Origin of the sequence: Pseudomonas donghuensis, assembly GCF_000696345.2 — a bacterium.
Lineage (GTDB): Bacteria > Pseudomonadota > Gammaproteobacteria > Pseudomonadales > Pseudomonadaceae > Aquipseudomonas > Aquipseudomonas donghuensis.
Genome location: NZ_CP071706.1, coordinates 829031 through 844501, shown reverse-complemented (window position 1 = coordinate 844501; position 15471 = coordinate 829031). Strand labels below are relative to the sequence as shown.

General features: G+C 64.9%; 16 protein-coding genes and 1 pseudogene. 13 read left to right on the top strand and 4 right to left on the bottom strand.

The annotated features are described in order from the left end of the window. The first annotated feature begins 24 nt into the window (after positions 1-24). Positions 25-1038, top strand: a complete 1014-nt coding sequence (locus BV82_RS03805) for a zinc-binding alcohol dehydrogenase family protein (protein WP_010221744.1) — start codon at positions 25-27, stop codon at positions 1036-1038. A 125-nt stretch (positions 1039-1163) separates the two neighbouring features. Next, positions 1164-1328: a hypothetical protein gene (locus BV82_RS03800; RefSeq protein WP_010221743.1), complete on the top strand. Its 165-nt coding sequence runs from the start codon at positions 1164-1166 to the stop codon at positions 1326-1328. Here BV82_RS03800 and BV82_RS03795 read toward each other — a convergent pair. Continuing rightward, entirely contained in the window at positions 1312-2493 is a 1182-nt protein-coding gene (locus BV82_RS03795) for a multidrug effflux MFS transporter (RefSeq protein WP_010221742.1), read from the bottom strand. The genes BV82_RS03800 and BV82_RS03795 overlap by 17 nt on opposite strands. Before the next feature lie 114 nt (positions 2494-2607). Continuing rightward, complete coding sequence (locus BV82_RS03790) at positions 2608-2805, bottom strand: heavy-metal-associated domain-containing protein (protein ID WP_010221741.1); 198 nt, start codon at positions 2803-2805, stop codon at positions 2608-2610. A gap of 147 nt (positions 2806-2952) precedes the next feature. On the opposite strand from BV82_RS03790, the gene BV82_RS03785 reads away from it, so the two are divergent. From BV82_RS03785 to cueR, 3 genes are read left to right on the top strand one after another with little or no spacing between them, the layout of a single operon-like run. Then, positions 2953-3339 (top strand): hypothetical protein, encoded by a 387-nt coding sequence (locus BV82_RS03785; RefSeq protein WP_010221740.1) that lies wholly within the window; start codon positions 2953-2955, stop codon positions 3337-3339. Between the two features lie 54 nt (positions 3340-3393). Continuing rightward, a complete protein-coding gene (locus BV82_RS03780; RefSeq protein WP_036995574.1) occupies positions 3394-5796 on the top strand; it encodes a heavy metal translocating P-type ATPase in 2403 nt (800 codons plus the stop codon). Beyond that, entirely contained in the window at positions 5793-6197 is a 405-nt protein-coding gene (gene cueR, locus BV82_RS03775) for a Cu(I)-responsive transcriptional regulator (RefSeq protein WP_010221738.1), read from the top strand. Before BV82_RS03780 ends, cueR begins: the two co-directional genes overlap by 4 nt. A gap of 6 nt (positions 6198-6203) precedes the next feature. On the opposite strand, the gene BV82_RS03770 is transcribed toward cueR, so the two are convergent. Further along, on the bottom strand, positions 6204-7097 hold the full coding sequence (locus BV82_RS03770) for a PA4780 family RIO1-like protein kinase (protein ID WP_036995573.1): 894 nt from the start codon (positions 7095-7097) through the stop codon (positions 6204-6206). Positions 7098-7377: 280 nt separating this feature from the next. Between BV82_RS03770 and BV82_RS26610 the strand changes: the two are divergent. Both BV82_RS26610 and BV82_RS26605 read left to right on the top strand, forming a co-directional pair. Next, positions 7378-8466 (top strand): annotated as a pseudogene (locus BV82_RS26610) (cache domain-containing protein); the annotation flags it as partial. Positions 8467-8556: 90 nt separating this feature from the next. Continuing rightward, the gene (locus BV82_RS26605; RefSeq protein ID WP_374045264.1) at positions 8557-9324 is read left to right on the top strand and encodes a methyl-accepting chemotaxis protein; all 768 of its coding nucleotides are present in this window, start codon (positions 8557-8559) and stop codon (positions 9322-9324) included. A 114-nt stretch (positions 9325-9438) separates the two neighbouring features. On the opposite strand, the gene BV82_RS03760 is transcribed toward BV82_RS26605, so the two are convergent. Then, complete coding sequence (locus tag BV82_RS03760) at positions 9439-10716, bottom strand: acetyl-CoA C-acetyltransferase (protein WP_010221734.1); 1278 nt, start codon at positions 10714-10716, stop codon at positions 9439-9441. Positions 10717-10833: 117 nt separating this feature from the next. Here BV82_RS03760 and BV82_RS03755 point away from each other — a divergent pair, with 117 nt between their 5' ends. The 6 genes from BV82_RS03755 (at position 10834) to BV82_RS03730 (ending at position 15385) form a co-directional block, all read left to right on the top strand. Then, positions 10834-12186 carry a 3-oxoacyl-ACP reductase gene (locus BV82_RS03755; protein WP_036995571.1) on the top strand — a complete coding sequence of 451 codons (1353 nt, stop codon included), beginning with the start codon at positions 10834-10836 and terminating at the stop codon, positions 12184-12186. 1 nt (position 12187) lies between these two features. Then, the gene (locus BV82_RS03750) at positions 12188-13042 is read left to right on the top strand and encodes a MaoC family dehydratase (RefSeq protein WP_036995570.1); all 855 of its coding nucleotides are present in this window, start codon (positions 12188-12190) and stop codon (positions 13040-13042) included. A gap of 61 nt (positions 13043-13103) precedes the next feature. After that, a complete protein-coding gene (locus BV82_RS03745) occupies positions 13104-13409 on the top strand; it encodes a MazG-like family protein (protein WP_010221731.1) in 306 nt (101 codons plus the stop codon). After that, positions 13406-14155, top strand: a complete 750-nt coding sequence (locus BV82_RS03740; protein ID WP_010221729.1) for a methyltransferase — start codon at positions 13406-13408, stop codon at positions 14153-14155. The genes BV82_RS03745 and BV82_RS03740 overlap by 4 nt, the downstream gene beginning before the upstream one ends. A gap of 23 nt (positions 14156-14178) precedes the next feature. Then, on the top strand, positions 14179-14805 hold the full coding sequence (locus BV82_RS03735; protein ID WP_036995569.1) for a DUF4136 domain-containing protein: 627 nt from the start codon (positions 14179-14181) through the stop codon (positions 14803-14805). 19 nt (positions 14806-14824) lie between these two features. After that, a complete protein-coding gene (locus BV82_RS03730) occupies positions 14825-15385 on the top strand; it encodes a DUF4136 domain-containing protein (RefSeq protein ID WP_026001226.1) in 561 nt (186 codons plus the stop codon). Positions 15386-15471 lie beyond the last annotated feature (86 nt).

The window sequence follows — 15471 nt, the reverse complement described above, 5'->3', positions numbered from 1 at the left end:
GCCCTATCTGCCAAGGACCACCCCATGAAAGCCATTGCCTACTATCACTCCCTGCCCATCACCGACCCGGCAGCCCTGCAGGACATCGAACTGCCAGCCCCCGAGCCAGGCCCACGCGACCTGCTGGTGGCGGTGCGGGCGATCTCGGTGAACCCGGTCGATACCAAGGTTCGCCAGAACGTGTCGCCAGAAGGCGGCGCCGCCAAGGTGCTGGGCTGGGACGTGGCCGGGGTGGTCAAGGCGGTGGGGCGCGAGGTCAGCCTGTTCCAGCCGGGCGACAAGGTTTACTACGCCGGCTCCATCGCCCGTGCTGGCGGCAACAGTGAACTGCACGTGGTGGATGAACGAATCGTCGGGCACATGCCGAAAACCCTGGGCTTTGCCGAGGCTGCGGCGCTGCCTTTGACGGCTATCACGGCCTGGGAGCTGTTGTTCGAACGTCTGCAAATCGCCGAAGGCCAGCAGGACCAGGGCCAGAGCCTGCTGATCGTCGGCGCCGCCGGCGGTGTCGGCTCGATCCTCACCCAACTGGCGAGCACGCTGACCGGTCTCACCGTGATCGGCAGCGCCTCGCGCCCACAAACCCAGGACTGGGTGCGCAAGCTGGGCGCCGATCAGGTGGTCGATCACAGCCAGCCGCTGGCTGCCGCGCTCAAGGCTCAGGGCATCGAGCAGGTCACCCATGTCGCCAGCCTGACCCAGACTGACCAGCACCTCGATCAACTGGTCGAAGCCCTGGCGCCACAAGGCAAACTGGCACTGATCGATGACCCCAAGCAGTTGGACGTCACCAAGCTCAAGCGCAAGAGCCTGTCGCTGCACTGGGAGTTCATGTACACCCGCTCGCTGTTCGAAACCGCCGACATGATCGAGCAGCACAACCTGCTCGAGCGGGTTGCCGAACTGATCGATAACGGCACCCTCAAGACCACCCTCGGCGAGCACTTCGGCACCATCAATGCCGCCAACCTGCGCCGCGCCCATGCCCTGCTGGAAAGCGGCGCAGCCAAGGGCAAGATCGTTCTCGAAGGTTTCTGAAACCCCGCGCCCGCCGCGTTTTCGCGGCGCACGCGACCGTCAGTCCGACAACTGACCCAGGTCATTCCGCTCCCCGTGGCCAGCGCTACAATGCATCAGCCAACGCCAACCTCAGGTATGCAGATATGAATATCCAGGTCAGTGCATCAGCAAAAAAGCCCGGCTGCCCATGGCAGGTTCAGCTCGACCAGCATGTGGTGAGCTTTCGCAGCGAGGCCGAGGCCCGCGCCTTCGTCAACACCCTGCAAGCCCGGCTCCAGGCCCCGCACCCGCTCAAACGCAGCGGCTGAGAGTCAAGCGCCGGGTCAGCATCGCCACGCTCACCACCGCCAGGCCGCACAAGCTGATGACGATGGCCATCGGCACCGCCGTGCCATCGTGCAGCACCCCCACCAGCGCCGCGGCACCGGCGGCCACGCTGAACTGCAGGCAACCCAGCAGTGCTGAAGCGCTGCCGGCCCGGGCGCCCTGCCCGCTCATGGCACAGGCCGAGGCGTTGGGGATGATGCAGCCCAGGCTGGCAATACAGATGAACAGCGGAATCAACAACGGCCACAACGCCGTCGGGTGCAATGCACTGATCCCCAGCAGGGTCAGCCCCGCCGCCAGGTAAACCCATACCGCACGCGCCAGCAGGAAGGCCGGGCCACGCTTGGCCAGCAGCCGCGCGTTGACCTGCGCCACCAGGATGAACCCTGCGGCGTTACTGCCGAACAGCCAGCCATAGTGCTCGGCCGGCACGCCATAGAGTTTGATGAAGACGAACGGCGAACCGGCGATGTAGGCAAACATCCCGGCAATGGCGATGCCACCGGTCAAGGCGTGGCCGAGGAAGATGCGCTCCTTGAACAGCCTCCCGTACTGGCGCAAGGCACCGGACAACGGCTGGCGCGGCTGGTTGGCCGGCAGGCTTTCCGGCAGGCCGAGCGCCACGGCCAGGGTGCACAGGGCACTGAACAGGGTCAGGGCGATAAAGATCGACTGCCAACCGTACAGGTTGACCATCAGGCCACCGAGCATCGGTGCCAGGATCGGCGCCAGGCCCATGACCAGCATCAGTTGCGAAAAGACTTTGGCCGACCCCACCGCATCGCACTTGTCGCTGACAATCGCTCGCGACAGCACCATCCCGGCGCAACCACCAAGGGCCTGGACGAAGCGCGCCACGATCAACGTGTCGAGGCTCGGGGCAAAGGCACAGGCCAGCGACGCCACGGTAAATAGCGTCACCCCGACCAGCAGCGGAATGCGCCGGCCAAAGCGGTCGGCCACTGGTCCATAGGCCAGCTGGCCAATCGACAGGCCGAGAAAGTACGCCGCGAGGGTGGTCTGGATATGCTTCTCGTCGGTGCCGAAGGCCAGCGCCATGGCCGGGAAACCGGGCAAGTAGAAGTCGATCGCCAGGGGCCCGAACGCACTCAAGGCGCCGAGAATCAGGATGGTTCGCAGGTTCATCGGAAATCCGTAGCAGGCTAAGCAAGTCCGCTAGTCTAACCGCCCTGCCGGGGTTTCGCTGACAGAGTTACGCCTGCGCGATGAATCTTTTATCCACCGCGCGGGCGTCAGAGGTCAGACGGCTTCAGCCGTGTAGCCCTCTTCGCGAATCGCCGAGAGAATTTCCTCGGCCGGCAACTCGCTCTGCACTTTTACCTGCTTCTGACCCAGATCGACCTCAACCCTGGCGTCTGCATCCTGGGCCTGAACCGCGCGAGTGACAGCCTTGACGCAATGGCCGCAGGTCATTCCTTGAACAGTGAATACTTGCATTGCAACAGCCTCCTGTGGGGTTTGAGCGCAGTCTCAAGCTTGCCACCGGGGCAAGGTCAAGTACGAGGATTGCCTGCCGGGCTGGAAATCGGCGCGCCGCTCCGCCAAGCTGCAAGCCTTAGAATCGATTTGCAGGAGTTTGAATTCATGCGCAGGGCAGCTTTGGGCCTTTTCGGCCTGATGGGAGCATTGAGCCTGATCCCCCCGGCCAGTGCCGAGGGCAATGCCGACTACAGCATTCTGACCATTTCCCGCGAGCGCCTGGAAGTGGCGACCTCGTGCGAGATCGGCGTGTACCTCGATGACCAGCTTTCGGCGCGGCTGTTTCAGGAGCAGTCGACCTCGTTCAACCTGCCGCCGGGCCAGGTCGCGGTGCGCCTGCGCCTGCTGCCGGCACAGGCCCCCGGGTGCCAGAACGGCCTGGAGAACCAGCGCAACCAAAAGCTGACCCTGAGGGCCGGTGAGATCAATAAATACCGCATTGCCGTGGATCAGAATGGCCTCAAGCTGATCAGGGCCGGCCTGGGCTATTGACCTTCCCCGCATGGCAAGGTTGATGCTTGAGGCCTGTCCAAGGAGGAGTGCCCCATGTCCGCATCTACCACGTTCGACCTGCCGATTGCCGGCATGACCTGCGCCAGCTGTGCTGGCCGGGTCGAGCGCGCCCTGCGCAAGGTCGTCGGCGCCGAACAGGTCAGTGTCAACCTGGCCACCGAACAGGCCCGGGTCCAGGCCCCGGCCGATAGCCTGCCAGCGCTGGTCGAAGCTGTTGAGCAAGCCGGCTACAGCGTGCCATCCCAGACCCTCGAACTGCAGATCGGCGGCATGACTTGCGCCTCCTGTGCCGGCCGCGTCGAACGTGCCCTGGCCAAGGTTCCGGGCGTGCAGCAGGTGACCGTCAACCTGGCCAACGAACGCGCGCACTTGCAGCTGTTTGGCCAGATCGACAGCAGCGTGCTGATCGATGCCGTCAGCCAGGCCGGTTACACCGCCAGCTTGCCGCAGAGCGCCAAGGTCAACCAGGCCGAGGCCGAACAGCGACTGCGCAAAGAGCGTTGGTCGGTGGCCCTGGCGGTGTTGCTGGCCTTGCCGCTGGTGCTGCCGATGCTACTGCAACCCTTTGGCATCCACTGGATGCTGCCGGCCTGGGTGCAGTTCGTCCTGGCCACGCCGGTGCAGTTCATTCTCGGTGCGCGTTTTTATGTCGCCGCGTGGAAAGCCGTGCGCGCCGGCGCCGGCAACATGGACCTGCTGGTCGCAATCGGCACCAGCGCCGGCTACGGCCTGAGTATCTACCAATGGGTCACGACCAGGGACGGCATTGTTCCGCACTTGTACTTCGAGGCCTCGGCCGTGGTGATTGCCCTGATCCTGCTCGGCAAGTACCTGGAAAGCCGCGCCAAACGGCAAACCGCCAGCGCCATCCGCGCGCTGGAAGCCTTGCGCCCGGAACGCGCGCTGTTGCTGGTCGACGGCCAGGAGCGCGATGTCGCCATCAGCGAACTGCGCCTGCATGACCTGGTGCTGGTCAAGCCTGGCGAACGCTTCCCGGTCGACGGTGAAGTGATCGAAGGCCTGAGCCACGCCGACGAAGCACTGATCAGCGGCGAAAGCCTGCCGGTACCGAAACAGCCGGGCGACAAGGTCACCGGCGGCGCGATCAACGGTGAAGGCCGCCTGCTGGTCCGCACCCTGGCTCTGGGCACAGAAACCGTGCTGGCGCGTATCATCCGTCTGGTCGAAGACGCCCAGGCTGCCAAGGCGCCGATCCAGAAACTGGTAGACCGGGTCAGCCAGGTGTTCGTACCGGCCGTACTGGTCCTGGCGCTGATCACCCTGGTTGGTTGGTTGCTCGATGGCGCGCCGATGGAGTACGCACTGATCAACGCCGTTGCCGTGCTGGTGATCGCCTGCCCATGTGCCCTGGGCCTGGCTACACCGACGGCGATCATGGCCGGCACCGGTGTCGCCGCCCGCCACGGCATCCTGATCAAGGATGCCGAAGCCCTGGAACGTGCCTATGCGGTCAACCGCGTGGTATTCGACAAAACCGGCACCCTCACTTCCGGCAGCCCGCGCATCGTCCACAGCCAGGCACTGGTGGGCGAGCAGGCGCACCTGCTGCAACTGGCCGGCGCCCTGCAGCGCGGCAGCGAACATCCGCTGGCCAAGGCGGTGCTGGATGCCTGTGAAGAACAAGGCCTGCCTGTGGCCGCTATCAGCAACAGCCAGTCGCTGACCGGCCGCGGTATCGCCGGCAGCCTCGATGGCCGCGAACTGGCCCTGGGCAACCGTCGCCTGCTGGATGAAAGCGGCCTGCAACCCGGCGAGCTGGCCGCCAGCGCCCAGGCTTGGGAAGCCGAAGGCCGCACCCTGTCGTGGTTGATCGAACGCAGCCCGCAGGCGCGGGTGCTGGGCCTGTTCGCATTTGGTGACAGCCTCAAACCTGGCGCCGGGCAAGCGGTCCGGCAACTGGCCGGACAAGGCATCAGCAGCCACCTGCTGACCGGCGACAACCGCGGCAGCGCCAAGGTGGTGGGTGAAGCCCTAGGCATCACCGACGTGTACGCCGAGGTACTGCCCGCCGACAAGGCCGCCACCGTTGCCGCGCTCAAGCAGTCCGGCGTAGTGGCGATGGTCGGCGACGGGATCAACGATGCCCCGGCACTGGCCGCTGCGGACATCGGCATCGCCATGGGCGGCGGCACCGACGTGGCCATGCAGGCAGCCGGAATCACCCTGATGCGCGGCGATCCGCGCCTGGTGCCGGCAGCCCTGGAGATCAGCCGCAAGACCTACGCCAAGATTCGCCAGAACCTGTTCTGGGCGTTTATCTACAACCTGATCGGCATTCCCCTGGCCGCCTTCGGCATGCTCAACCCGGTGCTGGCCGGCGCCGCCATGGCCCTGTCGAGTGTCAGCGTGGTCAGCAACGCGCTATTGCTGAAAACCTGGAAACCGGCCACCCCGCCTGAGGACGATGCCCAATGAATATCGGCCAAGCCGCCCGCCGCTCGGGCCTGAGCGCGAAGATGATCCGCTACTATGAGTCGATCGGCCTGCTCAAGCCGGCCTTGCGCAGCGACAGCGGCTATCGCCTGTACCAGCAGGAAGACCTGCACCAGCTGGCATTCATCAAGCGCTCGCGGGACCTGGGGTTTTCACTGGAAGAAGTCGCCCGCCTGCTGACCTTGTGGCAGGACCGTCAGCGCGCCAGCGCCGACGTCAAGGCCTTGGCCAGCCAGCATATCGATGACCTCAACCGGCGCATCGAGGAGCTGGTGAGCTTGCGTGACACCTTGAGCGAGCTGGTTGCCCACTGCCAGGGCGACGACCGCCCGGACTGCCCGATCCTCAAGGACCTGGCAGCCGGCGGCAGTTGCTGTCACTGACGGCGTTTACTGGAGCCAGGGCGGCGCCGGTTCTTCGTCCTTGACCATGCCCCGTTCGGCGTCGGCCTTGGCCGCACGTCGACGGGCTTCATCGATGCGTGCCGCGTCGATCTCGCGCATCACCCCATCAACGTCGGCGCTGTGCTCATCATCGGCGAATACCCCGGTCAGCGGGCTTTCCGGGAGCAAGTTGCCGGCCTGGTACAGCGCCCACATCTCGCGGGCGTAACGCGTCTGCTTGAGCTCCGGGGCAAAGCGCCCGAAGTAGGCGGCCATGTTGCCGACATCGCGCTCGAGCATGCTGAACGCATGGTTGTTGCCCGCGGCATCGACCGCTTGCGGCAGGTCGATGATCACCGGGCCGTCGGGCCCGAGCAGTACGTTGAACTCCGAGAGGTCGCCATGGACCAGGCCGGTGCAGAGCATCAGCACGATCTGGCGGATCACGAAGGTGTGGTACTCCCGCGCCTGCTCAGGCTCCAGGTGCACGTCGTTCAGGCGTGGCGCGGCATCACCGTACTCGTCGGCCACCAGTTCCATGAGCAGCACACCATCGAGAAAATCATAAGGCTTGGGCACCCGCACACCGGCATTGGCCAGGCGGAACAACGCCGCCACTTCGGCGTTCTGCCAGGCGTCTTCGGCCTCCTTGCGGCCGAACTTGGAGCCCTTGGCCATGGCCCGGGCCTGACGGCTGTTGCGCACCTTGCGGCCTTCCTGGTACTCGGCAGCCTGGCGGAAACTGCGCTTGTTGGCTTCTTTGTAGACCTTGGCGCACCGTAGCTCCCGACCGCAGCGGACCACATACACCGCAGCCTCCTTGCCACTCATCAGTGGTCGTAGTACTTCGTCGACCAGTCCATCTTCAACCAGCGGTTCAATGCGTTTTGGAGTCTTCATCGGTTTCTGTCGGGGGTCCTGTCTGGCCAAACACGTGATTGTTATAGGTCACAGGTCCTGGAACCTGCTTGTCGCTGAAGCAAGACCGCACTGCGTTGTAACGGCAATCCGCCTGACTTGCCATTCTTTTTCTGCCCGATGGCGACCAATCGGTCACAAAAATCGCCAATCATCAATAAATACGGGGGATTCTTCCCGAGTAACACTTTATTTCCAGAGTCCACGGCCGATGTAGTCTGCAGCAGCCTCGTACGTTTACAAGAAAAATTCTGGAGCGCGGATGAACATAAAACAAAAACTGACCTGGGCTTTTGCCGTGATCGCCGGCTTGCCAGTGATCCTGGTCGCTACCCTGGTGGTCCTCAACCTGCGCAGTGAAGCCCGCGAAGGCTTCGTCGACGGCAGCAGCCGCGAGATCCGCCAGGTGGCCAACGCCATGCAACTGTTCTTCGAAGGCATCAGCCAGAACGTCGACTACCTGGCTGCCCAGCCACTGGTCAGCGCCACCGGCAACGAGCTGAAAAAGTACATGAGCGCAGATGCCGCACAGATCGCCTTGGGTGAACCTGACAAGAAACTCCACGATTTCTTCGCCAGCCTCGCCGCCAGCCATCCCGCCTACTCATATTTGTCCTACGGACTGAGCGACGGCGGTTACGCCATGTGGCCGGGCGACGCGAAAATGGCCAACTACGACCCACGCCAGCGCCCCTGGTACCAGGCGGCCATGGCCTCCCCGGGCAAAACCCTGCGCACCGACGCCTACTACTGGGCCGGTGACGATGCGGTGCTGGTCAGCACCGTGCGGGCAGTGCCCAACCAGCTCGGCAACCCCGGCGGCGTGGTCAGTATCGACGTCTCGCTCAAGCAGCTGACCGAGATCGTCAAGCAGATCAAGCTTGGCGAAAGCGGCTACCTGATGCTGCTCGAAGACAATGGCAACGTGCTGGTCGACCCGCGCGCTCCGGCGCACAACTTCAAGCCGCTGGGCAGTCTCGGTGCCGGGTATGCAGAACTGGCCAAGGCCGGCAAGGGCCTGGTCGAAGTCGAGCTCGATGGCGAGCGCTACATGGCCAACGTCTGGCCCTCGGAGCAACTGGGCTGGAACTTCATCGGCCTGATCCGCCATGACGAAGTGATGCACACCGCGACCCAGCTGACCTGGCTGGTGGCCGCCATCGCCATCGTGCTGGCGGCGGTGTTTGCCCTGGTCGGGGCCACTTTCGCCAAGCTCATCGTGCGCCCGATCCACAGCGTCACCAGCGGCCTGGAAGGTATCGCCCAAGGTGAAGGCGACCTGACCCGCAGCCTGGACGTGCGCGGCCGCGACGAAACCGCGCAACTGGCCAACTGGTTCAACCAGTTCCTGGCCGCGATCCGCAACCTGATCCAGAGCATCGGCCAGGCGGCGAACAAGATCCTCGCCACCTCCAGCAGCTCGACCCAGGTGTCCCACGACATGGCCGAAGCCGCCGGGCGCCAGCGTGAAGCGGTGGACATGGTGTCAACCGCCTTCCACGAAATGGTTGCCACCGCCAACGAAGTCGCACGCTCCTGCAGCCAAGCCGCCGATTCGGCCGACAGTGGCCAGCAACAGGCCCGCGAAGGCCAACAGCAGATCGATGCGGCGGTGCAGAGCGTCGATCGCCTGAGCCAGGAGATCGAGCAATCAGCGCAGTCGATGCAGCAACTCGAACGCGACAGCAACGCCATTCAATCGATCCTCGGCACCATCCGCTCGATTGCCGAGCAGACCAACCTGCTGGCCCTCAACGCCGCCATCGAGGCCGCCCGCGCCGGTGAGCAAGGCCGTGGCTTTGCCGTGGTTGCTGACGAGGTGCGGGCGCTGGCCAAGCGCACCGCCGACTCCACCGCCGAGATCGACAACCTGCTCGGCAACCTGGCCAAGCGCACCAGTGAAGTGGCCCAGCAGATGCACGCCAGCCTCGAAGTATCGCAGCAGTCAGTCAGCCGCATTAGCCTGGCGCGCAGCAGCTTCGGGCAGATCCGCGAGTCGGTGGACATCATCCGCGACATGAACACCCAGATCGCCACCGCCGCTGAAGAACAGCACCAGGTGGCCGAAGACATCAACCGCCATATCAGCCAGATCCACGGCGATGCGCAGTTGGTGGCGGAGCTGGCCAACTCGGCGCGCCAGGACTCGCAGAGTCTGGCCGGTTTGTCCAACGAACTGGATGCGCTGGTACGGCGCTTTCGTACCTGACGACTACAGGCGCAGTTCGCCCGGGGTGACGCCGAACAGGCCCTTGAACGCGCCGATGTAGGCCGAGGTGGAACGCCAGTCGCCCGGCCCCGGTGGTGAGTCAGCCGGCACGGGTCAACGCTCGATGATCGCCGTCACGCCCTGACCGCCAGCAGCGCAGATCGAGATCAGGCCACGGCCCTTGCCGGCACTGGCCAGCAACTTGGCCATGTTCGCCAGAATGCGCCCGCCGGTGGCCGCGAAGGGATGCCCGGCGGCCAACGAGCTGCCCTTGACGTTGAGCTTGCTGCGGTCGATCGAACCCAGTGGCGCATCCAGGCCCAGGCGGCTCGTGCAGTACTCGGGGTCTTCCCAGGCCTTGAGGGTGCACAGCACTTGTGCGGCGAAGGCCTCATGGATTTCGTAGTAGTCAAAATCCTGCAGGGTCAGGCCATTGCGCGCCAACAAGCGCGGCACCGCGTAAGCCGGGGCCATCAACAGCCCTTCCTGGCCTTTGACGAAATCCACCGCAGCGGTTTCACCATCGACCAGGTAGGCCAGCACCGGTAAACCGCGTTCGCGAGCCCAGTCTTCACTGCCCAGCAGCACCACCGAGGCGCCATCGGTCAATGGCGTGGAGTTGCCGGCGGTCAGGGTGCCCTGGCCGCTGCGGTCGAATACCGGCTTGAGGCTGGCGAGTTTTTCCAGGGTCAGGTCGGGGCGCAGGTTGTTGTCGCGGGTCAGGCCCAGGAAGGGCGTGAGCAGGTCGTCATGCCAACCCTCGACAAAGGCGCCAGCCATGTTCTGGTGACTGCGCAGGGCCAGCGCGTCCTGTTCCTGGCGGTCGATCTGCCAGGTCTTGGCCATCTGCTCGCAATGCTCGCCCATCGACAAGCCGGTGCGCGGCTCGCCGTTGCGCGGCAGCTCGGGTTTAAGGTGGCCGGGACGCAGCTTGAGGAAGGCCTTGAGCTTGTCGGCGGTGCTCTTGCCACGGTTGGCCTGCAGCAAGATGCGCCGCAAGCCTTCGCTCACCGCGATCGGTGCATCCGACGTGGTATCAACGCCACCGGCAATGCCGCAGTCGATTTGCCCCAGGGCGATCTTGTTGGCCACCAGCAGGGCGGTTTCCAGGCCCGTGCCGCAGGCCTGCTGCAGGTCGTAGGCCGGCGTTTGCGCTGACAGCCGCGAGCTGAGCACGCTTTCGCGGGCCAGGCTCATGTCGCGCGAATGCTTGAGTACCGCCCCCGCCGCCACTTCCCCAAGGCACAGGCCATGCAGGCTGTAGCGTTCGATCAGGCCTTCAAGCGCGGCGGTGAGCATCGCCTGGTTGCTGGCGGTGGCATAAGGGCCGTTGGAACGGGCGAAAGGAATTCGATTGCCGCCTATGATTGCGACCCGGCGCAGTGAGCGCATGCGTGCTGTCCTCTTTTTCCCCAATGGTCCGCTACAGCGTAGGTGTTTTTTGCACATTCGAACGACCAATGGCCAATCATGGTCCACACTTTGAAGCTATTTCAGGGAGAACCGCACATGAGCGACCGCTATATCGACTTCGCCAACTCCAAACTCGGCCACCGCCTGGTAGGAGCTGTCGGCCTGCCCAGCCCGGCCCGCCTGGAGCGCTGGGAAGCCGGCCGCCTGCGGCCGATCGAAGGCGCCCTGTTGCTTGGCGGCGGGCCGTTGGCAAAGACTGTCGAAGCCTTCGCCAAGCGCCTGACCGACGAGTTGTACAGCTTTGCCAGCCCCGAACTCGAAGCCAGCGAGTGGGTGGCCGGGCTGGGGCCCAAGCTCAAGGCAGTGGTGTTCGATGCCAGCGAGCTGGGCGATATCGACCAGCTCAAGCAATTGCGCGAATTCTTCCAGCCGTTGCTGCGCAGCCTGGCGCCCAGCGCCCATGTCGTCATACTCGGCCGCCCCCCGGAACAGCTCGACGAGCCGCTGGCGCGCGTTGCCCAGCGCGCCCTCGAAGGTTTCAGCCGCTCGCTGGCCAAGGAGCTGCGCGCGGGCGGCACCCTGCAACTGCTGTATGTCAACCCAGCGGCCGAAGACCAGCTCGAAGGTGCGTTGCGTTTCTTCCTTTCACCGAAAAGCGCGTTTATCTCCGGCCAGGTATTGCGCCTGGAAGCCTGTGGCGCCGTGGTGCAGGACTGGAGCCGGCCACTGGCCGGGCGCAAGGCACTGGTCACTGGCGCTGCCCGTGGCATTGGTGCGGCGATTGCCGAAACCCTGGCCCGCGATGGCGCCGAGGTGATCCTGCTCGACGTGCCGCCCGCCAAGGCCGACCTCGAAGCCCTCGCCGCACGTTTGGGCGGGCGCAGCCTGGCCCTGGACATCTGCGCGGCGGATGCCCCGGCGCAGTTGCTCGAAGCCTTGCCGGACGGTATCGACATCGTCGTGCACAACGCGGGCATCACCCGCGACAAGACCCTGGCCAACATGACCCCGGAATTCTGGGACTCGGTGCTGGCGGTCAACCTCAAGGCCCCGCAACTGCTGACCCAGGCGTTGTTCGACAGCGGCGCCCTGCACGACAACGCGCGCATCGTGCTGCTGGCCTCGATCAGCGGCATCGCCGGCAACCGTGGCCAAGCCAACTATGCTGCCAGCAAAGCCGGGCTGATCGGCCTGGCCCAGGCCTGGGCAGCGAAGCTGGCCGCGCGCGGCGCCAGCATCAACGCCGTGGCCCCCGGTTTTATCGAAACCCGCATGACCGCGGCCATCCCCTTCGCCCTGCGCGAGGCCGGGCGGCGCATGAGCTCGCTGGGCCAGGGCGGCTTACCCCAGGATGTCGCCGAAGCGGTGGCCTGGCTGGCGCAACCGGGCAGTGGCGCAGTCAATGGCCAGGTGTTGCGGGTTTGCGGCCAAGCCGTGATGGGGGCCTGAAATGACCCGTAAATGGATTGAGCTGAGCAGCACCACGGCGCTCTCCGGGCTATACCTGCGCGCTGCACGCAAACGCAAGATCAGCGGCGACAGCCTGCCGGCCAGCGGCTTGCGCTGCCACCTTGGCGTCGACCCGCAACAACTGGAGGCCTACCGCAAACTCTGTCACTTCAGCGACGACGGGCGCCTGCCGCCTACCTTTCCCCACGTCATGGCCTTCGCCTTGCAGATGCAGTTGCTGACCGCCGCGGACTTCCCCTTCCCGCTGCTGGGGCTGGTGCACCTGCACAACAGCATTCGTGTGCTGCGACCGCTGGGCGGTATCAGTCGCCTGCGTTTCAGCGTATCGGTGGATAACCTGCAGCCGCACGAAAAAGGCGCCACCTTCGAGCTGATCACCGAAGCCGAAGACGGCCTCGGCCTGCTCTGGTCGCAAACCAGCCGCATGCTCTGCCGTGGCCTGAAGCTGGGCGGCGAGCCGGCAGTTGCCGATGCGCCCGAAGCCCTGGCCCTGAGCGAACTGACCCGCTGGTACGCCGACAGCGATATCGGCCGGCGTTACGCCAAGGTCTGCGGCGACTACAACCCGATTCACCTGAGCGCCGCCAGCGCCAGGCTGTTCGGTTTTCCCACCGCCATCGCCCACGGCATGTGGAGCAAGGCCATGGCCCTGGCAGCCTTGCGCGGCCACTTGCCGGTCAGCGGCTATGAACTCGAAGTGGGTTTTCTCAAACCGGTGCGCCTGCCCAGCGAAGTAATCCTCAACACCAGCCCGACGGCAGCCGAAGGCCAGTTGCAACTCGACGGCCATGGCGAGCTGGTGCACATGCGCGGGGCCTGGCGGTCATTGCGCTGACAGCGCCCTCTTGCGTTGCAACGGCGCCCGCCTGAAGCTATGCCGCTTGAGGAGAGCGCCGATGAACTTGCAAGAACTGACCCAACGCCTGCACCGTATTCGCGACAACAACGACTGGCGCGGCTTTCACAGCCCGAAAAACCTGGCCATGGCTGCCAGTGTCGAGATGGCCGAACTGGTGGAAATCTTCCAGTGGCTGACTGAAGACCAGTCGCGCCAATTGCCGCCCGAGCAGCTGGCACACGCCGGCCAGGAAGTCGGCGACATCGTCCTTTACCTGTTGCTGCTGTGCAGCGAACTGGGCCTGGACATGGAACAGGTGGTCAACAGCAAGCTGGCCGACAGCGAAAGGCGTTTTGCCAAATGAACGACCGTCATTTCGATGAACTGGCTACCCGTTTTGCCGAGAAAATCTACGGCGGCGCCAAGGGCGCGATACGCCTGGCGGTGCTTCAGGCCGACCTCGCCGAAGCCCTGCCCGAGCGCCCCTTGCGCGTCCTGGATATCGGTGCCGGCCTGGGTCATATGGCCCTGTGGCTGGCCCAGCGCGGGCATCAGGTCACCCTGGCCGAACCCGCCGCGCCGATGCTCGACGGCGCCCGCGAGCGCTTTGCCGACGCCGGCCAGCAGGCCACCTTCATCCAGGCGCCCTGGCAGGACCTGCTCGGCCAGCTGACCGAACCCTATGACCTGGTGCTATGCCATGCGGTGCTGGAATGGCTGGCCGAACCCGAGACCATCCTGCCGGTGCTGCATCAGTTGACCCGCGCTGACGGCATGCTGTCATTGGCGTTCTACAACCGCGACGCACTGGTGTACCGCAACCTGCTCAAGGGTCATTTTCGTAAGTTGCGCAGCAATGAACTGGCCGGCGAGAAGCAGAGCCTGACCCCGCAAAAACCACTTGATCCGCGTACGCTCAAGGCGCAACTTGAAGACTTGTGGCAGGTCGAAAGTGAAAGTGGTGTGCGGGTTTTCCACGACTACATGCCCCGCGATTTCCAGGCCAAGGCCGAACTGTCCGAGCTGCTGGAAATGGAACTGGCGCATCGTCGTCATCCGGCCTTCGCCGGGTTGGGCCGCTACCTGCACTGGATCTGTCGACCGCGCTGAACCGCGCCCGCCGGGAGGGTGACATGCCGTACCGTTTGACCCTGGCCCTGCTGGGCCTGGCCCTGGCCGCCTGCCAGGGCAGCAACCCTTATGTCGCCAGCTCCCGCCCGCTGCCACCGGCCCCAGCACAGGCAGCCACGACCTTCGATGCCAGCGCCTACCCCGCAGCTCCCCGCGACTACGCCCGCTACCGCAGTTGGGCCTGGCGCAATGGCCAGCTGCCGGCTGGCAGCACCTATGCCGATCCCGCCCAGCTGGCCGATGCCGTCAGCAATGCCCTCGACCAGCGCGGCCTGCGCCCGGCCCGCAATGGCCAGGAAGGCGACCTGCTGGTCAGCGCCGACCTGCGCCTGGAACGGCGCCTGCGTCAGGTTCGCGAAGATTATTCCGCCTATGACCGCTATCCCTATGGCGGCTATGGCAGTTACGGGCGCTATCACAATGGTTACGGGGTCTACACCAGCGTGCCGCTGGTGCGTACCTACGAAGTCGAGGTAATGGTGGTGCGCGTTGACCTGTATGACGCGCGCGACGGCCAGCCGGTGTGGAGCGCCAGCGCCGAAACCGCCAGCCAGGACTCCCAGGGCAAGCGCGCCGATGCCCTGCGAGAGTCAGTGCAAAAGGCGCTGGCCAGCTATCCTCCCAGTTAAAGGCAATCGGAGAACCACCATGTTGCGCCGTCTCGCTTTACTTTCGTTAATGCTGTTGCTCGGTGCCTGCCAAAGCGGCAACGTCACCCAGGACTTCGATGCCAGCCGCGATTTTGCCGCCTACCGTAGCTGGGTCTGGCAGGAGCCGGGGTTGCAATATCGCCCGGATGATCCGCGGATCAAGAGCGACCTCACCGAACAGCGCATCCGCCAGGCGGTGGCCGGCCAGCTTGACCAGCGCGGCCTGCGCCCGGCCCAGGGCAATAGCCGTGGCGACCTCAAGGTCCAGGCCTACCTGATCGTCGAGAACCGCCAGCAACAGATCACCACCCACTATGGCGGCGGTTGGGGGGGCTACTGGGGTGGCTACTGGGGCGGGCCGATGTACAACGAAACCCGCAGTGTCGACTACAAGGTGGCAACCATCCAGGTGGACATGTTCGACGCCCGCGACGGCAAGCTGGTGTGGCGCGGCAGTGCCGAGCAGATCATGAACAACTACCCGCCAAGCCCGGAAGAACGCAATACGGCGATCCACAACACCGTCGCCAAACTGATGGGCAACTACCCGCCCCGCTGAGTCTCACGGGTCAGTCGCCATAAAGGCGACTGGCCATTATCTTGGCTACACTCCCTTGCACTGCTGCCCCGCGCGGCCATCGGCCG